The organism is Achromobacter sp. UBA2119, assembly GCF_002331005.1.
In the GTDB taxonomy this organism is placed as follows: Bacteria; Pseudomonadota; Gammaproteobacteria; order Burkholderiales; family Burkholderiaceae_B; genus Achromobacter; species Achromobacter animicus.
Map to the genome: position 1 here is coordinate 467,142 of NZ_DCYD01000018.1, position 21,116 is coordinate 488,257.

18 protein-coding genes are annotated in these 21,116 nt (G+C 64.8%); 5 read left to right on the plus strand and 13 right to left on the minus strand.

Going from position 1 to position 21,116, the window contains the following annotated elements; translation table 11 throughout:
• Positions 1–66: 66 nt before the first annotated feature.
• Positions 67–963, plus strand: a complete 897-nt coding sequence (locus B3098_RS23270; RefSeq protein WP_286899225.1) for a hypothetical protein — start codon at positions 67–69, stop codon at positions 961–963.
• Positions 964–1,046: 83 nt separating this feature from the next.
• On the opposite strand, the gene B3098_RS23275 is transcribed toward B3098_RS23270, so the two are convergent.
• The 13 genes from B3098_RS23275 to B3098_RS23335 are packed head-to-tail and all read right to left on the minus strand — an operon-like array spanning position 1,047 to position 14,307.
• A complete protein-coding gene (locus tag B3098_RS23275; protein ID WP_286899227.1) occupies positions 1,047–2,318 on the minus strand; it encodes a glycosyltransferase WbuB in 1,272 nt (423 codons plus the stop codon).
• Positions 2,315–2,875 (minus strand): putative colanic acid biosynthesis acetyltransferase, encoded by a 561-nt coding sequence (locus B3098_RS23280; RefSeq protein WP_056563330.1) that lies wholly within the window; start codon positions 2,873–2,875, stop codon positions 2,315–2,317. The genes B3098_RS23275 and B3098_RS23280 overlap by 4 nt, the downstream gene beginning before the upstream one ends.
• A complete protein-coding gene (locus tag B3098_RS23285; RefSeq protein ID WP_175138034.1) occupies positions 2,872–3,759 on the minus strand; it encodes a glycosyltransferase family 2 protein in 888 nt (295 codons plus the stop codon). Before B3098_RS23285 ends, B3098_RS23280 begins: the two co-directional genes overlap by 4 nt.
• 13 nt (positions 3,760–3,772) lie before the next feature.
• A complete protein-coding gene (locus B3098_RS23290) occupies positions 3,773–4,903 on the minus strand; it encodes a glycosyltransferase (RefSeq protein WP_175126167.1) in 1,131 nt (376 codons plus the stop codon).
• The gene (locus tag B3098_RS23295) at positions 4,896–6,188 is read right to left on the minus strand and encodes an O-antigen ligase family protein (RefSeq protein WP_175126166.1); all 1,293 of its coding nucleotides are present in this window, start codon (positions 6,186–6,188) and stop codon (positions 4,896–4,898) included. The genes B3098_RS23290 and B3098_RS23295 overlap by 8 nt, the downstream gene beginning before the upstream one ends.
• Positions 6,189–6,216: 28 nt before the next feature.
• Positions 6,217–7,134: a glycosyltransferase family 2 protein gene (locus B3098_RS23300; protein ID WP_224776689.1), complete on the minus strand. Its 918-nt coding sequence runs from the start codon at positions 7,132–7,134 to the stop codon at positions 6,217–6,219.
• 5 nt (positions 7,135–7,139) lie between these two features.
• Complete coding sequence (locus tag B3098_RS23305; RefSeq protein WP_239213175.1) at positions 7,140–8,444, minus strand: lipopolysaccharide biosynthesis protein; 1,305 nt, start codon at positions 8,442–8,444, stop codon at positions 7,140–7,142.
• Positions 8,445–8,488: 44 nt separating this feature from the next.
• A complete protein-coding gene (locus tag B3098_RS23310) occupies positions 8,489–9,442 on the minus strand; it encodes a GDP-L-fucose synthase family protein (RefSeq protein ID WP_105239707.1) in 954 nt (317 codons plus the stop codon).
• 6 nt (positions 9,443–9,448) lie between these two features.
• Entirely contained in the window at positions 9,449–10,558 is a 1,110-nt protein-coding gene (gene gmd, locus B3098_RS23315; RefSeq protein WP_286899233.1) for a GDP-mannose 4,6-dehydratase, read from the minus strand.
• A 10-nt stretch (positions 10,559–10,568) separates the two neighbouring features.
• Positions 10,569–10,931, minus strand: coding sequence for a VanZ family protein (locus tag B3098_RS23320; RefSeq protein ID WP_175126162.1), 363 nt, complete (start codon positions 10,929–10,931; stop codon positions 10,569–10,571).
• A 31-nt stretch (positions 10,932–10,962) separates the two neighbouring features.
• Positions 10,963–12,393 (minus strand): mannose-1-phosphate guanylyltransferase/mannose-6-phosphate isomerase, encoded by a 1,431-nt coding sequence (locus tag B3098_RS23325; protein ID WP_279974386.1) that lies wholly within the window; start codon positions 12,391–12,393, stop codon positions 10,963–10,965.
• Positions 12,394–12,398: 5 nt separating this feature from the next.
• Entirely contained in the window at positions 12,399–12,851 is a 453-nt protein-coding gene (locus B3098_RS23330) for a GDP-mannose mannosyl hydrolase (RefSeq protein WP_175126173.1), read from the minus strand.
• A 46-nt stretch (positions 12,852–12,897) separates the two neighbouring features.
• Positions 12,898–14,307: an undecaprenyl-phosphate glucose phosphotransferase gene (locus B3098_RS23335; protein ID WP_279974384.1), complete on the minus strand. Its 1,410-nt coding sequence runs from the start codon at positions 14,305–14,307 to the stop codon at positions 12,898–12,900.
• A gap of 241 nt (positions 14,308–14,548) precedes the next feature.
• Here B3098_RS23335 and B3098_RS23340 point away from each other — a divergent pair, with 241 nt between their 5' ends.
• The 4 genes from B3098_RS23340 (at position 14,549) to pgi (ending at position 21,112) form a co-directional block, all read left to right on the plus strand.
• A complete protein-coding gene (locus B3098_RS23340; RefSeq protein WP_175126159.1) occupies positions 14,549–15,685 on the plus strand; it encodes a polysaccharide biosynthesis/export family protein in 1,137 nt (378 codons plus the stop codon).
• Positions 15,686–15,750: 65 nt separating this feature from the next.
• Positions 15,751–18,012, plus strand: a complete 2,262-nt coding sequence (locus tag B3098_RS23345; RefSeq protein ID WP_175126158.1) for a GNVR domain-containing protein — start codon at positions 15,751–15,753, stop codon at positions 18,010–18,012.
• Positions 18,013–18,033: 21 nt separating this feature from the next.
• A complete protein-coding gene (locus B3098_RS23350) occupies positions 18,034–19,431 on the plus strand; it encodes a phosphomannomutase/phosphoglucomutase (RefSeq protein ID WP_279974380.1) in 1,398 nt (465 codons plus the stop codon).
• A 13-nt stretch (positions 19,432–19,444) separates the two neighbouring features.
• On the plus strand, positions 19,445–21,112 hold the full coding sequence (gene pgi, locus B3098_RS23355) for a glucose-6-phosphate isomerase (RefSeq protein WP_286899239.1): 1,668 nt from the start codon (positions 19,445–19,447) through the stop codon (positions 21,110–21,112).
• Positions 21,113–21,116: the final 4 nt, after the last annotated feature.

The window sequence follows — 21,116 nt, forward strand, 5'->3', positions numbered from 1 at the left end:
CGCATGCGCCGGTCCTGAAGGGGCCACTCACAAACATCGTCTCTTCATTCGTTCAGAAACTAAGTGATGCGGACTAGTAAGCAGATCGGGCAGCCGCGCCCATCGTTCAATGAGATCCAAAGCAAGTGGCGGCTGTTTCGCTTCGCAAGTACGTTATTGCCACTGGACGCTGACTCTCACGAAACGCCCGCCATCGAAGCAACGCGATTCAATGAAAATTGCGTCGAAGTGGTTTCCGATACTTTGCAAACCGGAAAGGAGGGGGCGCTTCTACGAATTTTCGTTTTCTCTGGAATTTTTTTATTCCTCTATGCGTTGATCGGAGGCTTTGACGGCTGGTCTGCAGGCGTGTTGATACTGTCACTCGGCCTCCCTGGTATTGGTCTTCTGTCGTTTTTCATTCCTCGTGTCTTGAGTCCGCGCTATCGATATCGTTGTTCGAAAGTGCGTTTTGATCGCCGTAGTCGTCGTGTCTACTATGTTCCGTATCCGGACGAAAGCTCGGAAGCGGTGTGGGAGCTTGATTGGGATCAGATGCTGGGAATTCAATGGTCAACAGGTCAGGCGCAACCGTATCTTTACCTTGTTGGCTATACGTGCAACCTCCCCGAGCCTCAATTGGTCAAGATACCCGTAATCTTTAACGAGAAGATTTTCGGGACCCAGATCTGGGCTTGGCTTCATCTATTTATGGATAAAGTCGGAGACCTTCCCCCACCAAAAATCATCCTTTTTCCTCAGAATCCGGGCGACGTGCTGATGCGCTATGGTGGTCGCCGGATCTTTAGGTCCCTGACGACGAGGAAGGGGCGGCTATGGTTGCCTGTGACGATCTGGGTTGATTTGGCGATTCTGCTCGTGTTCATGCCGTCCATGGCCTTGCCGCAATTGATCGTTCTCCTATACCCGGAGATTCAATTCCCGGAAGAGAACAATCGACATTGTGGCTTTTCTTCGGGCTAAACAAGAACGGCGGGGCAAGGCGACGCTGTGCATGATGTCCCGAGCCCGCCAATGCGTGCGCCAAGTCCGACACACACCGCCTCTCAAACATCCCCCTCACTCGCCCGCGTCCCCGCCGGCGCTTCGCGGCCCTTGCTCTTCGCAATCGCCATAAACTCCCGCTCCGCCGCACCTAGCACCGCGTCCACATGCAGATGCGCCATCGCATACTGCCGTGCCGCCGCGCCCAAAGTTTCGCGGATTTGTGCGTTATAGCTGAGCTTGCGCACCGCCTCGGCCATCGCCACGGCATCCTCGGGCGGTGTCAGCAGCCCGCAGCGCGAAACCACACTGGCCAGCTCCGTACCGCGCGCCGCGCCGCAGACCACCGGGCGGCCGCTGGCCAGCATGCCGGTCAGTTTTGAAGGCATCACCAGGTCGGCGGCGCCGGCGCGTTGGGGCAGGAGGTGGATGTCCGCGGTGCCCAGCAGCGCGCCCAAGCGTTCCGCAGGCTGCAGATCCAGAAAGATGACGCGCGTCAGGCCGCGGCATTTTTCCTCCAGCGCCGCGCGTTCCGGGCCCTGGCCGCAGAACAGAAACCACAGGCGGTCCTCGCGGTTGAGACGCCGCGCCACGTCCGCCAGAATCTGCAGACCCTGCTTGCCGCCCATGTTCCCCGAATACAACGCAACGATGGCGTTATCCGGAATGCCGAGCTGTGCACGGTAATCGCCGCCTTCGGCCAGCGGCGTGATGGCGTTGACATCGATCCAGTTGGGCAGCAGCACCGCACGGGCGGGATCGATGCCTTTTGAAAGCGCCAGATCCAGCATCCGGTTTGAAATCGTCGACACGCGGTCAAACCGGCGCATCAACCAGCGCTCGGCGCGCTTGACCATCGATCGCAAGGCGCCGCCCTTCAGCAGCCCCAGCTCAAACGCCGCGTCGACCTCGAAGTCCTGGATGTGCAGCCAGGCGCGCGCGCCGGTCAGGCGCGCGGTCAGCCATGCGGCCGGGGCGCAGAAGAGGGCGGGTTCGACGACCAGAATGATGTCCGGGCGGCGCATTGCGGCGCGCAGCAGGGACGGCAGGCTGGACAGCGCGAAGCTTGCCAGGTGCACCAGGCGCTTGGCGCCGCCAGGTCTTTCGGGCACCCACAAGGGCGCGCGTCGCACGGTCACGCCGCGGCGCGTTTCCTTGGCATAGCGCGAGCCGCGGTAGCCCTCGTGCACCTTCCATTGCGGGTAGTAGGGCGGGGCGGTGACCACACTGACTTCGTGCCCGCGCGCGGCCAGCCATTCGGCCAGTTCGGCGGTGTACTTGCCGGTGCCGGTCAGTTCGGGCGCGTAGTTGATGCCATAGATGAGTATTTTCATGTTGGCGTGGCGGTGCGGGGCCGGATGGGGCGGCACGGGTTGCCGTGGCAGACCATTGCGGCCGGCATGTTGCGGAACACCGAGCTGCGTGCGCCGATGACCGCTTCGCGCGCGATCGTCACGCCCGGTCCGACGAACACGTCGGTCGCCACCCACGCGCCGTCTTCGACGCGCACGGCGCGTTCACGCAGCGGGAAGTCGGGCCGGCCGGCGTCGTGGTCCGCCGCGCACAGATAGCTGCGCTGGGACACCACGGCGTGCGCGCCGATGTGAATCGGACCCAGGCTGTAGATCACCGCGTCGTCGCCGATCCAGGCGTAGTCGCCGATCTCGACCTTCCAGGGGTAGGTGACCGTGGCCGTGGGCCGGATCAGCACCTTGTGGCCCACGCGCGCCCCGAAGCACCGCAGCAGCCAGCGGCGAAAGCCGTAGGCCACCTGCGGCGACCAGCGAAAGAGCGTGCCTTGCACCATCCACCACAACTGCACGGTCAGCGCCGAACGCCCGCGCTGACCCGGCGCCAGCGCGAACTGGTCCAGGCGTTGCAAGGTGCTCATTTGGCCGCTCCCGCAACGGCATCGCGCTGCGAGGCGGCCTCGCTGGCCCGGCGCGCCTTCAGGATTTCTTCGGTCTTGATGCGGATCTGCCAGTAGTACATGGCGCGTGCGACGGCGTAGTCATAGCCCGCCTTGCCGTCCAGGAAGCCCAGCTTGAAGACGTAGGAATGCAGAAACGAGATGGGCGCCTTGAACGGCATGGCCTGGAAGATTTTCTTGAGCAGCGCGCGTCCGCCCACATTGGCTTCGCGCGGGTCGTTCATCAGGCCCTTGGTGCGCAGGTTCGCTTCCCAGTCCGAATAGCGGTTGTGCTTGTCGAAGTAGTGATAGAGCGAATCGTGGTCGTTGTGCACCATGCGCTGGCGCAGCGCGAACGTTTCGCCCTGGACCTGCGGCTGGTAGTGGCCCTCGACTTCCCACATGTTGGCGACGTCCAGGTCGTCGTAGTCCAGGAAGCGCGAGCGGTCGCGCGCCAGCAGCGCCAGCTTGTAGACGCGGTGGCCGTGTTCGAGCTTCTTGCCGCAGAAAACGTAGTCGAACGGCACAAAGGCGCCGCCCGCGCCGGCCGCAAAGCGCGGCAGCACCTCGCGGATCTCGGCGGCGAGGCTTGGCGTCATTTCTTCGTCGGCGTCGACATACAGGACGACGGGGTGCGAAAAAGGAAGCTGCTCCAGGCACCACTGCTTTTTCTTCGGATACTTGCCGTCCCAATTGAAGTTCGACACGTGCGCGCCCATCGCCGTGGCGATCGAGCAGGTCGCGTCCGTGCTGTTGGAGTCGACGACGAAGACCTCGTCGAACTCCACCAGCCCCTTCAGGCACTTCGCGATGTTGCGTTCCTCGTTCTTCGTCATCACCACGACGGATACCGGTATCTTCTGCATGATGCTGTCCTGTTCAGGGCGTTCCGCGCTGCATGAGCGGGCGGAAGAGATCGATGACGTTGCGGCAGTGCCGCTCAAGGGAAAAGGCGTCCGCGCGCTCGGGGCCCTGGGCCGCCAGCTTCTCGCGCATCTCGCCGTCGTAGGCCAGGCGCCGCACCGCCTCGGCCAGCGCCTCGGCGTCGCCGACCGGCACCAGCAGCCCGTAGCGGCCGGCGTCCAGGATCTCGGCGGGACCATGCGGGCAGTCCGTGGAGATCACGGGCACGCCCAGGCACAGGGCCTCCACCAGCACGTTGCCGAAGCTCTCGCGCACGGAGGTAAGCGCAAAGGCGCCGGCGCCGGCGATGACCGGAAAGGGGTTGTCGATATGGCCCGCCAACGTGACCTGCGTGCGCGATGGCCTGTCGTCGATGCGCTTTTGCAGGGCGGCATGCTCGGAGCCTTCGCCCAGGATCGTGAATGCGATACGCGGGTCGTCCAGCAGCGCGGCCGCGTCGATCAAGGTGGCATAGTCCTTCACCGCCTCGAGCCGGCCCACGGCCACGACGTGGTAGGGCGACTCGCCACCGTCGTTCAGCCTGGGCTGCGCGCCTTGCCGGCGCACGTTGTCCAGCGGCACGCCGTTGTAGATGGTGTGGACCTTGCCGCGCAGCGGCGGGAACATGCTGACCAGGTCTTCCTTCACGCCGCGCGACACGCCCACCACGGCGTCATGGCGCCGGTAAGTCTGGCTGACCAGCCAGCACTTCAGACGGCGCATTTTCGATGCGCCGTAGTGGATGGCCGGGCTGCTGTGCTCGAAGGCCACGGTACGGAAGTTGCCGCGCAGGATTTTTCTGGCCAGCACGACCAGCATGTTGCACAACAGACCGTGCGAGCAGACGATGGCGGGCTTTTCGCGGCGGATGTGCTGCAGCAGCTTGAAGAACGCCACGGGCAGCGCCAGCCGCAGCTTGGTTGGGGACTCGATGATCGGAAATGCGCGGGTGACCTTGGGATTGGCGATGGGATACTCGCGATTGCGCGAACGCAGCAGGAACAGGGCGGAGTCCACCCCCTGTTCCGGCAACGCATCCACAATGAAGGCGACGCATCTTCCGACGCCGCCATGCAAGTCCGGTGCGACAAACAAGACATCAGACATGGGGTATTACTCGCGTGGGTGGCGCCCGGCGCACGATATCCGGGCGAGGGCTGGGAGCGGGAGATTCTTGGCGAGGCACGGGCATGATCTGTGCATTGCGCATCAGCGACAGGCAATAGCACAGCAGGAAGCCGGTAAACGCGGTCTTGGGCGCATAGGCCAGACCGCCGGACATCGAGTCGATGAAGATGTAGATGGGCGCGGTGGCGAGCAGATATCGCCGGTGCATCTCCAGCCCGGGATGGGCGTAGCGCCGAAAGAGCGAGAACAGCAGGATCAATAGTGGCGGCAACATGATCATGATTGTGCCGACCACGCCGAACTTCATCAGGTAGAAGGCCCATGAGTTGTGCGCGAACGTGCTCAGCTCGAAGCCGTTTTCGCCCATCACCCAGCTGCGAAAGCCCGCGCCCTTGCCGAACACGGGGCTTTCCGCGAAGAACTGCATCTGGCCTTCCATCTCCTGGACGCGCGCGCCGTAGCTGGAGTCTTCGTCCAGGCGCTCGACGCTGAAGATCCGATCGGTCAGCACGTCCAGATAGCCGATGGCGCCGAAGATCAGCACCCCGGCCACGGCCGCGGGCGCGAAGATCATCACGGCGCGGCGGCGGATGTCGGCGCTGCCGGCCAGCAGCACGGCGATGATGACGGAGATCGCCAGCTGCAGGTACTGGCTGCGGTTCAGCGAGAACACCAGCGCCATCACCATGTAGAGCGTCAGCATGTAGGCCTTGGGGCCCGATACGTTCAGCGTGCGGCGGAAGTACAGCAGTGACACCACGCCCATCGGGATCGCCCACACGCCCAGCCGCACGTTGCGCAGCGGATTGGCCACGCTGAAGCCGGCCGCCTGTTCCACCAGCATCAACGTGGCAACCGCCAGGCTCGCCGCAACGATGTACTTCTGCAGGATCGCATAGGCGTGCGGACTGTCGATGTCCTTGTAGCAAAGGAACGGCGTGCAGAGGAAGTAGAAGACGATGCGCAGGTCGCGCGCCACGTCGCCCGTCTCGATGCCGGGGTGATGGCTCGACACCACCAGCAGATAGATCACCGAGATTGCCTGGATGCCCAGCAGCACCCCCAGCGCGCCGCGCGGGAACGCGTACGCGCCCGGGTCGGCCAGCCGGAGCGCCTTGACGCCCAGCATGGCCACGAACAGCAGGTCGAAGGGCGAGAGCTTGAAGCTCCCCACCCCGATGACGAACCTGTCGTCGTTCAGCGCCAGCGCGGTGAAGACGAACAGGCCCAGGAGGTGCAGGGTGGAAAGCCGGCGCGTAGTCATTGCAGTTCCGTATCAGTGTCGGTCCGGCCTAGTGCGCGGCCCAATCGTCGCGTCCGAAGATCTTGGTGGTCAGCTTCTCCAGCAGATACGTCAGATCGCCCTGGCGTGCGTGCGCGGCAACTTTCGAGGCGCGGCAGGACAGTTCGAACAGCTTGCCCAGACCCGGTTCGGTACGCCGGATGCGGCTGACGATCTGTTCGCGCTCTTCGAGCAGCACGTCCTGCATCAGCGCCGTCTTGGTCTCGTCGTGGGCGGTGTACACGCCCAGCGCGTCCGGCACGATCAGGTTCTTGCCTTCGCGCAGCAGCCGGCTCCACAACTCCAGGTCCATGCAATAGCGCATGCTTTCCTGCAGCAGGCCGTACTTGCGCAGCAGGTCGCGGCGGAAGATGGCCGACTGGTTCGGGATCGAGGCCTTCACCACCGTCAGCGTGCCGCGGTTGACGGGTGTGTAGTGGATCTTGCGGAAGATGTGGTTGTTGGCATCCGCCACGAACAGGTTGCCGCTGACGATCGGCGCGCGGCCCTTGGCGGCGGCCGTGCCCAGCTTGCGCAGCGCGCCCGGGAAATACAGGTCATCCGAGTTCTGCCAACCGACGTAATCGCCCGTGGCGCGTTCGAAGCCCTTGTTGATCGCGTGCGACTGGCCGCGGTCCGGCGTGCTTTCCCAGTAGGACAGGTAGCGCTCGTACTTCTTGATGATGTCCACGCTGCCATCCGTGGAGCCACCGTCGATGATGATGTATTCCAGCCGCGGATAGCCCTGGTTCAGCACGGACAGGATGGTGCGCTCCAGGAACTTGGCCTGGTTGAACGAGGGCGTCACGATCGTCACCTTGGGCAGCAGGCCGCTGGCGATAGGCGCTGGCGGACGGAGCTCGCGGACGAAGTCGATGAGCTGGCGTGAATACTCGTTGTGGCGCTTGCGCATGTAAGACCTCAGCATGTTGGTTATCGGGTGGCCGCAGGCATGGCGCCCGGAAACTCGGGGCGGGATTGACGGATGGCGAGGGCCACGCCGGCCAGCGTGATCGCCGCGTAGGCCATGCGGCCCCAGGCTGCGGCGTGTTCCCCCGCCACGTGAACCAGTCCCGCCATGACGCACAGCATTGCCAGGCCGCCCAATCCGTTCAGGATCGCGACGGCGCGGGAGTTGCCGAGCCCCAGCAGGGAGAAATGCGCCGCAGCGTTCAGGGACAAGAGGCCTGACGCCACGATCAGCAATTGGAATGTGCCCAGATGGCCGCCTGCGACGTTGTCGCCCAGCAGCACGTTCAAGAGCGGCCGGCTGACCGCCAGCACTGCCAGCGTTGCCCCGGCCGACAGCGCCAGATTCCACAGCATCATGCGGCGGATCTCGCGTTCGGCCGCGCCCGGGTAGGGCGGCGAGACCGACAGGCGGGTCACGCGCGGCATGGCCTTCTGGAAGATGGCGACGGACGCGGTGTGGATGATCTGGCCCACTTGCACGCCCACGGTGTAGATCGCCAGCGCCGCCGGCCCCATCAGGCTGCCGACCAGCACGCGGTCGACCGAGCCGAAGGCCAGCGCGCTCAGGCTGTTCAGCCACGACCAGCGCGAGAACCGGAAGGCGGCCATCATGGCGCCGCGATCGCGCACGGGCCGCACGATGTAGCGGTCGTAGGCGCGCGAGAACACGCGCATCTTGACGCTGCCCGCGATCAGGAGGCCCAGCGCCTGCGCCAGTCCCGTCCACGTGGGCGAGGCGGTGTACCAGGCGGCCGCGCACGCCAGCGCCATCGTGCCCGTGCGGCTGAAGACCTCGCACAGCGCGGTGGCGCGAAAGTCCTCGCGCCCCTTCAGGCAGCCGGAAAAGAGCTGGTCATACTGCTGCGTGAGATAGATGGCGAGCGCCGGCATGGCCAGCATCGTCACCGCCACGCCGCCGAATGTGGCTTCTGGCCAGCCCAACCCTACCACGCCCCACAGCAGCACGGCAGCCAGGGTCACGACGGCCAGCGCACAGCCGATCAGCGACATGCTGACACCGGCCGCGCGATAGGCGCCGCCGGGTTCGTGCGCGCTCTCGGACACCAGCTTGGTCGCAGTCACCGCCGCGCCCAGGTTGGCCGCGTTGCCGAAGCCGGCCAGCGCGATGATCATCGAGTACTGGCCGAAGCCGACCGTGCCGAGCTGGCGAAACAGGATCGGCAGCGCCACCAGCGCCGCGACGGGACCGATGCCGTATTCCACCAGCCCCCAGAATGAGGCATTGCCGGCGATGTGTTTCTTCACGAATCCAAGCATCGGTAACCCTGTCTGTCATGCTGGCGCGGCCGTCAGGCCACCGGCAGCGCCTGTTGCGTGCGCTCGCGCAGGAAATGGCCGTAGGCCAGCGTGATGCCATGCGTCAGAGAGATCTCCGGCCGCCAGCCCAGCGCCTGCACGCGCGACGAATCCATCAGCTTGCGCGGCGTGCCGTCGGGCTTGGAGGTGTCGTAGACGATCTTGCCTTCGTAGCCGATCACGCGCGCCACCAGCCGCGCCAGGTCCGCGATGGAGATGTCCTGGCCGGCGCCGATGTTGTAGATGCCCTCGGCGTCCGGATGCTCCATCAGCATGACGCTGGCCTGCGCCAGGTCGTCCACGTACAGGAACTCGCGCAGCGGCGACCCGGTGCCCCAGATCGTCACGCTTTCCGCGTTGGCCTCGCGGCCCTCGTGGAACTTGCGGATCAAGGCCGGCAGCACATGGCTGCTGTGCAGGTCGTAGTTGTCGTGCGGGCCGTACAGGTTGGTGGGCATGGCGCAGATGAAGCGCGCGCCGTGCTCCCGCTGATAGGCCTCGCACAGCTTCAGGCCGGCGATCTTGGCGATGGCGTACGGTTCGTTGGTGGACTCCAGCGGACCGGTCAGCAGCGCATCCTCGCGAATGGGCTGCGGCGCCTCGCGCGGGTAGATGCATGACGAACCCAGAAACAGCAGTTTGCGCACCCCGGCCGCATACGCGGCGCGGATCACGTTGCACTGGATCATCAGGTTCTTGTACAGAAAGTCCACCGGATGCGTCTGGTTGGCCAGAATGCCGCCGACCTTGGCGGCGGCCAGGTACACCACGTCGACCGGCGTGGTCGAAAAGAAGCGGTGCACCTGGTTCTGGTTTTCCAGGTCCAGTTCCGCGCGGCTGCGGGTCAGCACGTTCTCGTAGCCGCGCCGGTGCAGTTCGCGGGTGATCGCCGCGCCCACCATCCCGCGGTGGCCGGCGACGAAAACGCGTTGGTCCAGGTTCGTCATGGCGGGCTACTCCTTGTAGGCGTAGATTTCGTAGCCGTTCTGTTCGACCAGCGCATCGCGCCGCGCGTCCTTCAGGTCCGCCTCGACCATTTCCTTGACGAGCTGCGCGAACGTGGTGCGGGGCGACCAGCCGAGCTTTTCGCGGGCCTTGGTGGGATCGCCCAGCAGGGTCTCCACTTCAGTCGGACGGAAGTAGCGCGGATCGACGCGAACGATGACCTGGCCGGCCTTGACGTCATGCACCGGCGAGAACAGCACCGTGGCCGTCTCTTCCAGGCCTTCGCCTTCCCATGCCAGCAGGATGCCCAGCTCGCGCGCGGCGGTGTTGATGAACTCGCGCACGCTGTATTGCATGCCCGTCGCGATGACGTAGTCTTCGGGCGTGTCCTGCTGCAGCATCAGCCACTGCATTTCGACGTAGTCGCGGGCGTGGCCCCAATCGCGCAGGGCGGACAGGTTGCCCAGGTACAGGCATTCCTGCAGCCCCAGCACGATGCGCGCCAGGCCGCGGGTGATCTTGCGCGTCACGAACGTTTCGCCGCGCTTGGGCGATTCGTGATTGAACAGGATGCCGTTGCAGGCGTACATGCCATAGGCTTCGCGGTAGTTCACGCTGATCCAGTAGGCGTAGAGCTTGGCGGCGGCGTAGGGGCTGCGCGGGTAGAAGGGGGTGGTTTCCTTCTGCGGCGTTTCCTGCACCAGGCCGTACAGCTCGGACGTCGACGCCTGGTAGAAGCGCGACTTGCTTTCCAGCTTCAGGATGCGGATGGCTTCCAAGAGGCGCAGGGTGCCCAGGCCGTCGGCGTTGGCCGTGTATTCCGGTTCCTCGAACGAGACGCCCACGTGGCTTTGCGCGGCCAGGTTGTAGATCTCGTCAGGCTGCACCGACTGGACGATGCGGATGAGGCTGCACGAGTCCGTCATGTCGCCGTGGTGCAGGACGAAATTGCGGGGCTGGTCGTGCGGGTCCTGGTACAGATGGTCGATCCGCGCTGTGTTGAACAGCGAAGCGCGCCGCTTGATGCCGTGGACCTCATAGCCCTTGGCCAGCAGAAGCTCCGCCAGATAGGCCCCGTCTTGGCCAGTTACGCCGGTAATCAGTGCCCGTTTTGGCATGGTTGTGTCCTTAAGACTTAGTGACTGCACGAAAGGAGCCGATGGCTGCGTTACCAATGTGCAAAGAGATTACTGTTGCACCAGCCGCTGAGATATCGGCCAAAAGGTCTAAGAGTTCAGCCTCTCGGTAGGGAAAAAGGGACTGGATGGATTCGTCCACCACTCCCAATGCGGTAACCGTCAGCATGGCCACCAGCGCCGGGCGCCGGTTGACCGATACGTAGATCAGCCCGGTCAGGAAGGCGTAGGCGGCCAGATGCAGCCGCTTGTCGCCAAAGGCATCGGACATGTCCGCCGCCAGCCCGGGCAGGTTGCCCACCGTGATCAGAACGATGAAAAAGAGGGCCGCCACGGGCAGGCAAATCCTTGCCATGCCGGGGCGCCAGAAAGGAACTGAAACCCGCTCAGACACGGCCGTAGATGTCCTGGAAACGCACGATGTCGTCTTCGCCAAGGTAGGCGCCCGACTGCACCTCGATGATTTCCAGCGGGATCTTCCCCGGGTTCTCCAGGCTGTGGATCTCGCCCAGCGGGATGTAGGTCGACTGGTTCTCGGTGAGCAGATACTGCTTGTCGCCGTTGTAGATGCGCGCCGTACCCGACACCACGATCCAGTGCTCGGCGCGGTGGTGATGCATCTGCGACGACAACCGCGCGCCCGGCTTCACGGTGATGCGCTTGACCTGGTATCGCGGCCCCTGGCCGACCGAGTCGTACGACCCCCACGGCCGCTGGACCTCGCGGTGGTGGTTCAGTTCGCTGCGGTGCTGCGACTTGAAGACCTCGACCAGGCGCTTGACGTCCTGCGAGCGCGACTTGTGCGCCACCAGGACCGCGTCGGCCGTCTCGATGACCACGATGTCGTCCAGGCCCACCGAGGCCACCAGCCGGCTGGTCGAATGGATGAGGCAGTTGCGCGAATCCTCCACCATGACGTCGCCCGTGGTGGAGTTGCCCTCCACCGACTTCTGGGCGATGCCCCATACGGCGTCCCACGCACCCACGTCGCTCCACGAGGCGGCCAGCGGGATGACCACCGCGCTGTCGGTGCGCTCCATGATGGCGTAGTCCATCGAATCGCTGGGGCATGCCTCGAACGCCGGGCCGTCCAGATGGAAGAGACCGTTGTCGCCATGCCCCGTCGCCACGGCCGACTGCGCCTGCGCGAGGATCTTGGGCGCCAGCCGGCCCAGCTCGGCCAGGAAAACCGACGCCTGGAAGGCGAACATGCCGCTGTTCCAGTAGTAACCGCCGTCGTCGATGAAGCGCTGGGCGACCTCGGGCGACGGTTTTTCCACGAACCGGCGCACACGGCGCGCCGGGGCCATGGCGCCGGGCTCGTCCGCCTGGATGTAGCCGTAGCCGCTGAGCGGCGCGGTCGGCTTGATGCCGAACGTCACCAGTGCGCCTTGGCGGGCCGCGTCGTACGCCTGGGCAAATGCCGCGCTGAGCACCTCGCCGTCTTCCAGCACGTGGTCCGACGGCATGATGAGCATGATGGGGTCCTCCCCATCCTGCATGGCCCGCAGCGTGGCAGCAGCGATGGCCGGCGCCGTGTTGCGCGCAAACGGCTCCAGGATGACCTCGACGTCCTTGATGCCCAGCTCATCAGCCTGCTCCGCCGCGATGTAGCGATGCGCCTCATTGCAGACCAGGATGGGCCGCTCTTGCGCGCCCGCCGACTCCAGCCGCCGCAGGGTGTTCTGCAGAAGGCTGCGGTCATCGGTCAAACGGATGAACTGCTTCGGCAACAGTTCGCGCGACAGCGGCCACAGGCGCGAGCCTGAACCACCGCAAAGAATCACTGCCCGGTACGGAGGACGGGGATTGGTCATGGCTCTCACTCCTTGAAGTAGGCCTGGGTGTACGGATGCACGCCGGGATCGGCGGCGATCACTTCCCGCGGCAGCCAGCGATAGCCGCTGTGCTGGGACAGGGGAAGGCTTGCGGTATCCAGAGAAAGCTCGGCCTCATACGCGAGGACGACGTAGTGGGTGGAGCGTCCCGCCTCACCCGCGAAATTGGTGCCGTAGAAGTGCTCGTACACGCCGCGCGGCGTCCACTCGAGGTCGGGCAACGACAGGCCCAGCTCGTCGTGGACGATGCGGCGCAGCGCGTGGCGCAGCGACTCGTTCTTGCGGATCCGGCCACCCGGCACGAACCACGCGCCCTGGGCGGGCGGATTGGCCCGCAGCCCGGTCAGGTAGTTGCCGGCGCCATCGCGCAGCAGGAGATCGATCGACACCAGGGGCAGCATTTCCACGGCCTGGCGGAAGTCCGAGCGGCCAAGCATGCCGCCACGAGGCCCCGGCGCTTCACGCACGGGCCATCCCAACGGTTCAGTAGACATTGCGGCCCGTCCATCCCGAAATCGCGGTGCGCGCGATGATCAGCAGGTCCATCCTGAACGTCCAATGCTGGATGTAATAGATGTCGTGTTCGACGCGGTCGCTCATCTTGCGCAGCGTGTCGGTCTGGCCGCGAAAGCCGTTGACCTGCGCCCAGCCGGTGATGCCGGGCTTGACGCGGTGGCGCATCATGTAGCGCTGCACCAGGTCCTTGTACATTTCGTTGTGCTCCAACGCGTGCGGGCGCGGGCCCACCACCGACATGTCGCCCATCAGCACGTTCAGGAATTGCGGCAGCTCGTCCAGGCTGGTGCGGCGCAGGAAGCCGCCGATGCGCGTGACGCGGTTGTCGTTGCGCGTGGCCTGGGTGACCACGCCGTGCTCCTGGTGCACGGTCATGGTGCGGAACTTGTAGACGTGGAACACCTTGCCGTCCACGCCGAGGCGGGGTTGCGTGAAGAACACGGGGCCGCGCGACGTCAGCTTGATCAGCATGGCCACGGTCAGCATGATGGGCGCCAGGCCGATCAGCGCGCACAGCGCGAAGCTGCGGTCGAAGGCTTCCTTGGCCCAGCCGCGCACGCCGGCGGCGGGCAGGCTGTTCAGTTGAATCGCGGGCAGTCCCAGGAACTCGCCGATACGATGGCCCAGCAGCTGGATGGACATCACATCGGGAATCCAGCGGATATCCACCAGGTCGTTGCGCAGGTGATAGAGCACTTCGCGCAGCTCCTGGCCGGCTTCCATCGGCAGCACGATCCAGATCTCGCGCACCTTGTTCTCACGAACGAAGTCGGTCAGGTTGTCCAGGTCATGCAGACGGCGGACCTGCGGCGGCAGGATCTCATGCGGTTCGGCGTATATCCCCGATATCTGATAGCCGGCCTCGCGGTACTTTTCCACGCGGCGCCACATGTCGTGGCCCAGCGCGCCAAAGCCCACGAGCAGCACCCGCTTCTTGTCCATGCCGCGATCGCGCGCCGCGCCCAGCGCCGCATAGACGGCGATGCGCACGCCGGCCAGCGCCAACGCCGTCATGCCGAACCAGGTTGCAGCCCATAAGCGGGATATCGCGCCGGTCTGGTGCATGAGAAAACTGACGAAGATGCCCAACGCAAACACGGTGGCCCACGCGGCAAGGCTGCGCACCACCAGATCGGTGAGCAGGCGTCCCCGCCACGACACATACAGGCGGAAGGCCGGGAAGAGCGCTATGACGCCCAGGCCGCACAGATAGATCAGGAACAAATGAATCTGCGGAGGATCCGTAAAAGCATCTTCCGAGAACTTCAAGCCGGTGGCAGTGAGGCCGCAGGTGATGACGATCGCGGCGTCGAGCAAGCGATACAGATAGCTTGCCCCACTGAACCTTGCCGACGTGTCCGTTTGGGACGGGTCCATCGCGCACTCCTGTTCGGGGGAAACGCCTTGCGCAAAGCAAAAACTGTGCAGTGCCGCAAAGCATGTGGCTACCGACAAAATCTTATTGAGTGCGCAACTCACCCGAAACCTCCAAACGGTGTAGGAGAAGGCTTAGGGCATCCGTCGAATGTGCGGGCTTAGGAAAAGCGTGTGGAATGTCGCAACCCGTTACGCATCGGGCTCCTTTCCAGGCAACGAAGTCATTCACAGTGGATTCGCCATGACTACATTTTTCGGAACGATGAGCCGAGCCATAGCCGCTATCGCGCTCGTGTCCTCGCTAGGCGCTTGCGCCCTATCACCCGGTATGACGTTCAACGCCAATCAGCTCGCGGATCCGCTGGACCCGAACTCCAAGGCGGTCATCAAACAGATCACGCCCTCCCTCGTTCTTGAAGAGCAGCGCGCACGTGAAGCGCTGATCGATAACGAAGGCATCGGTCACCTCATCGGCAAGCCGGCTCCCTACCTCATCGGGCCGGGAGACATCCTCTCGATCGTCGTGTGGGACCACCCCGAGCTGGTGCTTCCGACGCAAACCTACGCCATCGGATCAGGGGCAACGGAATTAGCTATTGGGGATACCGCCTCGGGCATTCCGGGCTATACGGTCTCATCCGCTGGATATATCCAGTTTCCGTATACGGGACTGCTGAAAGTGGCGGGGTTGACTGAACTTCAGGCGCGCAATCTCATAGTCAATAGTTCGGGCAAGTACATACAGGACCCGCAGATCACCGTACGCGTTCTGGGATTCCGCAGCAAGCGCATCTTCGTCGATGGCGAGGTAACCACGCCGGGTACGGTTGCGATCAATGATGTGCCCATGACCCTGTTGGAAGCGCTCAACAGGGCCGGAGGCATCCTGCCAACCGGAGACCGCAGTGCGGTTTATGTGATCCGCGATGGCAAGCGTACTCGCGTGAACCTTCCCGCGCTGATCGAGCGCGGCCAGGACCTGAACCAGGTCATGCTCAAGGCAGGGGACATCGTGAGAGTCACGCCGCGCGAGGATAGCAAGGTGTTCGTGATGGGTGAGGTGTTCATCCCCGGGGCTTCCGTCATGCGTGATGGACGCTTGTCGCTGACCGAGGCATTGGGTCTTGCTGGCGGGCCCAACCAGATCACGGCCGACACCTCGCAGATTTTCGTCGTGCGCGCCACGGAGGAGGCAAAGCCTTTGGTGTATCACCTGAACGCCGCATCGCCGCAGGCATTGGCGGTGGGCGCCAAGTTTGAATTGCAACCCAAGGATGTCGTGTTCGTGGATTCGGCGGGCCTGGTGCGGTGGAACCGCTTCATCAGCAACCTCTTCCCGAGCGCGCAGACCGTACAGACCGTCAGGTCCATCGATTAGTCCGCCTCAAAACCCCGCCTTTGGGGGCGCCGCAACCGCGGCGGCGCCCTCTCCTGGAGAGCTGCATGTCGTTGCCCATCGAATCGTTCGAGCCGTCAGTACCGGCCCGTCAGCAGGAAACCCCGTTGTCGTCCCACGTGGACGCCATTTTTTCCAACCGCTGGATGATCATTGCGATCACCATGTTCGCGTTTCTCGGCGCGCTCGCCTATGTGATGGTGACGCCGTCGGTCTATTCGGCTGACATCATCGTGCAGGTGGAGGAGGAGCTCCCGAACGGACAGGCGCGCAGCCTGCTGGGCGATGTCTCATCCATGTTCGACACCAAGGCGGAAACGTCGGGCGAAATGGAAGTGCTGCGCTCGCGCATGGTCGTCGGTCCCGCCGTCGACAAGTTCCTGCTCTACATCCATGCGAAGCCGCGCTACTTCCCCGTGGTGGGCGAATGGCTGGCGCAGCGCTACGAAAGCCTGCCGTATCCGTCCAGCCTGCCGCGCGGGGGCTATGCGTGGGGCGGCGAGTCCATTGCAATCTCGCAACTGGACGTGCCCAACGAGTGGCTGGGCAAGCCGTTCCGGCTGACCACGCTGGGCGAGGGCCGCTACACGCTCAGCGACAAGCTGACCGGCGCCACGTTCACCGGCACGGTGGGCAAGCCCGAGCGCTTCCTGTTGCCGGGTGGCGGCGCGATGGACGTGCACGTCGACGCGCTGTCGGGCCGTCCCGGCACCGAGTTCACGGTGTCGCGCAGCTCGCGCCTGGCGGCCATCGAGGATGTGCAATCGCGCTTGGGCATCTTTGAGCGCGGCCGCACGTCGGGCGTGATCGGCGTCACGCTGGAGGGCAACGATCCGGCACTGACCACCGCGGTGCTGAACCAGATCGGCCAGGAATACGTGCAGCAGAACGTGAACCGCAAGTCCGCGCAGGCCGAGAAGTCGCTGGTGTTTTTGGAGCAGCAGCTGCCGCAACTGAAGGCCGAGCTTGATGCAGCGGAAACCAAGTACAACCAGCTGCGCAACAAGCGCGGCACGATCGACCTGAGCGAAGAAGCCAAGCTGATCCTCGGGCAGTCGGTCGACGCCCAGACCCGCGTGATGGAGCTGCGCCAGAAGCGCCAGGAACTGATCACGCGCTTTGCGCCGACGCACCCGAGCATCGTGGGCATCGACCGTCAGATCGCATCGCTGACGGGCGACGTCAACCGCCTGGGCAACAACATCAAGCAACTGCCGGATCTGGAACAGGACGTGGTGCGCCTGGTGCGCGACGTGCGCGTCAACACCGAGCTCTACACGGCGCTCTTGAACAACACGCAGCAGCTCAAGCTGATCCGCGCCGGCAAGGTGGGCAACGTGCGCATCCTGGATGCCGCCGTACAGCCTGACAAGCCCGTGCGTCCGAAGGGCGCGATCATCATCGGCGTGGCCACCGCTGCCGGTCTGATCTTCGCCATGCTGTGCGCGTTCGTGCGCAACGCCTTGTTCGGCGGCCTGTCGGAGCCGGAAGACGTCGAGCGCCATACCGGCCTGCCGGTGCTGGCCGCCATTCCGTACAGCGACGTGCAGGACAAGCTGTGGCGCCGCAGCCGGCGCAAGAACGCCACCGTGCCTGCGCTCCTGGCGCAGAGCCAGGGCAACTCGCCACCGATCGAGAGTTTGCGATCCTTCCGCAACGTGCTGCAGGCCTCGCTGCGCCAGTCCGCCAACAACATGGTCATGTTCACCGGTCCGGTGGCGGGTGTGGGTAAATCCTTCCTGTCTGCAAACTTTGCCTTCATCCAGGGCGGCGTCGGCAAGCGCGTGCTGCTGATCGATGCCGACTTCCGCAAGGGCCAGCTCAACCGCTATTTCGGCGTGCCGAAGGAAGATGGCCTGTTCGAAGTGCTGACCGGCACGATCCCGCTCAGCCGCGTCCGCAAGCACAGCGTGTCCGAAGGCGTGGACTTCATCGCCACGGGCGCCGTCACGTTCGATCCGTCGGAATTGCTGGCCTCGCCGGTGTTCGGCGAGACCCTGCGGGAACTGGCCACGCAGTACGACATGGTGATCCTGGACACGGCGCCCGTGCTGTCGTCGCCGGATGCCGCCGTGGTCGGTACGCATGCCGCGGCAGTCATGGTGGTGGTGCGGTCGGGCATGAATACGGTCGGCGAGATCCGCGAAACGGCCAAGCGCCTGATCCAGGCGGGCGCGCCGGTCGATGGCGTGGTCTTCAACGGTCTGAAGCTGCTGCCGGAACGTTTCGGGTTCCGGTCCAAGTACGGTGGTTATCGCTACTCCCGTGCGGCGTACTACGGTGATTTCAAACAGAACGGTCCCAAGTGAACGCCACACGGAGAAACTGGCATGCACGGAACTTTTGGCTGGGACACGCCGCAAATTCTGGAGGCGGTTTTCAAGGCCTATGACATACGGGGAACGGTCCCGGACGAGCTGGATGCCAGGTTTGCCCACAGCCTCGGGATGGCGGTGGGCGCCAAGGCGCACGCACAGGGTGTGCGGTCGATCGTGGTGGGACGCGACGGCAGGCTGAGCAGTGTCGAGCTGTCCGCGGCGCTGCAGGCCGGGCTGCGCTCGGCCGGCATGCACGTGATCGACATCGGCATGGCGACCACGCCGATGGTGTACTTCACGGCCCGGTTGATGGACACCGGGACCGGCATCGCGGTGACGGGCAGCCACAACCCGCCCACGCACAACGGCTTCAAGATCGTGATGGAAGGCGGCTCGCTGTATGGCGACGGCCTGACCGCGCTGCGCGACGCGATGCGCCAGCCAATCGATTCGGCGCCCACGCCCGGCGGCCGCACCCAGATGCAGATCACGCCCTGCTACGCGGCACGCCTCATGGGCGACATCCGCATGGCGCGGCCCATGAAGATCGCCATCGACTGCGGCAGCGGGGTTGCGGGCGCGGTGGCGCCGGCGCTCTTCCGGGCGCTGGGCTGCGAGGTGACGGAGCTGTTCTGCGAGGTGGATGGATCCTTTCCGGGGCATCACCCCGATCCGGCCGATCCCAATAACCTGCAGGACCTTATTTACTGCCTGCGCTATTCGGACTGCGAGGTCGGACTGGCGTTCGACGGCGACGGCGACCGGCTGGGCGTCGTCACAAAATCGGGACAGATCATCTGGCCGGACCGCCAGCTGATCCTGTTCGCCCGCGACGTGCTGGCGCGCAACCCGGGCGCCGAGATCATCTACGACGTCAAATGCAGCCGCCATGTGGCCCGCGCCATCACCGAGGCGGGCGGCAAGGCGACCATGTGGAAGACAGGGCATTCCCTTATCAAAGCCAAGATGCGCGAGTCGGGAGCGCTACTTGCTGGGGAGATGAGCGGCCACATTTTCTTCAAGGAGCGCTGGTACGGCTTTGACGACGGCATCTACGCCGCCGCCCGCCTGCTGGAGATCCTCTCGTCGGCGCCGGACCCCTCGGCATTGCTGGAAAGCTTGCCCCAGTCCTGCGCCACCCCCGAATTGAAACTGGAGACCACGGAAGGCGTCGAGCTGGTGCAGGCGCTGCGCGACCAAGGGGAGTTCCCCGGCGCAGTGTCCATCAACGAGCTCGACGGGATCCGTGTGGACTACGCGGATGGCTTCGGCCTTGCGCGACCGTCCAACACCACACCGACGGTGGTACTCCGGTTCGAAGGAGACAACGTGGCCGCGCTGGCTCGTATCGAGGAGGACTTTCGCAAGGCGTTCAGGCGCATTGCACCTCACATTCGTTTACCGTTCTAAGGAGCATCACGCGATGGGAAAGGCTCAACAGGCGATTGAGGCGTTAAGGGCAGACTCCGGACTGGCAAACAGCCCGGAGTGGGTGGCTTTCGCGCAGGCCGCGCAAAACGCTGAACTGGACGCCAGTGCGCTCAAGGTGATCGAAGCGGCAGGATTGTGCGTGGACTTGACCATGCAACGCCAGTCGGCGTCGCTGGACGGCGCGGGACAGGCGCTGCTGCAGGCGCGCGGATTGGAAGAGGCGCGCCACGCGCTGTTTGCCGGGGAACCGGTCAATTGGACTGAAAACCGGGCAGCATGGCATACCGCGCTGCGTGCCGGGCGCACCCGCGAGCAGCCGGAAGGGCAGGACGCGGATTCCGTCTGCGAGTATTCGCGCATGACCGACTTCGTGCGGCGCGTGGACCAGACGGCGGACTTCTCCACCGTCCTGCACATCGGCATCGGCGGCAGCGACTGGGGTCCGCGCCTGGCCGTGCAGGCATTTGGCGGACCGCAGCAGCGCCGGCAGATCCGCTTCGTGTCCAACATTTGCGGCCATGCCTTCCATGACGCCGTGGCCGGGCTGGACCCGCGCCGCACGCTTGTGGTCATTTCTTCCAAATCCTTCACCACGTCGGAAACGCTGCACAACGCTCGCGCCGCCATCGCCTGGCTCAAGCAGGGCGGCGTGGCCGACGTGTCCGACCATCTGGCGGCCGTGACCGCCAATGCGCCGGCCGCGCGCGCACTGGGCGTGCCGTCCAGCCAGGTCTTCAAGATGTGCGACTGGGTGGGCGGACGCTATTCCGTCTGGTCGGTGGCCGGCCTGTCGATCGCGCTGACGGTGGGCTTGGACGTGCTGATCGGGATGCGCGCGGGTGCGGAAGCCATGGACCAGCATTTCCTGCAGACGCCGTTTGCGTCCAACGCGCCGGTGCAGCTGGCGCTGGCCGGCCTGGTCAATTGCAGCGTGCTGGGATTCAACTCGCTGAATGTGGCGGCCTATAGCGGGCGCCTGCTGCACCTGGTGACCTATCTGCAGCAGCTCGAAATGGAATCGCTGGGCAAGCGGGTCGCTGGCGACGGCGCCGCGGTCGGCGTGCCGACGGCGCCCATCATCTGGGGCATGCCGGGCACGGACGGCCAGCACACCTTCTTCCAGTGGCTGCATCAAAGCGAGGAAGGCGCGCCGGTGGACTTCATCGCCAGCCTGCAAGGGCACGCGGACAGCCCCGATGCGCATCGCATGCTGCTGGCCAACTGCCTGGCGCAGCGCCAGGCGCTGATGCGCGGCAAGAGCCTGGAGCAGGCGCTGCTGGACGTCGCTCACATCGACAACCAGGAGCGCGCGCTGACGCTGGCGCAGCACATGGTGCATCCGGGAGGACGGCCGTCGACGCTGATCGTGCTGCGTCAGCTCGATCCGCGCGGTCTGGGCGCGCTTCTGGCCCTGTACGAGCACAAGGTGTTCGTGCAGAGCGTGGTCTGGGGCATCAACCCCTTCGACCAGTACGGCGTGGAACTGGGCAAGCGGCTGGCCAGCGGCATCGAGCGCGAGCTGGCGGTGCCGGTGTCGGCGGGCGTGGTCGACTGGGGGCATGACGCTTCCACGTCGTACTGGATCGATCGCTACCGCAGCCATGCGCAGGCCCCGCGTCCCCGCCATGCGTGGGTGCCGGGCATGACGGCCCACCTCTGACGGA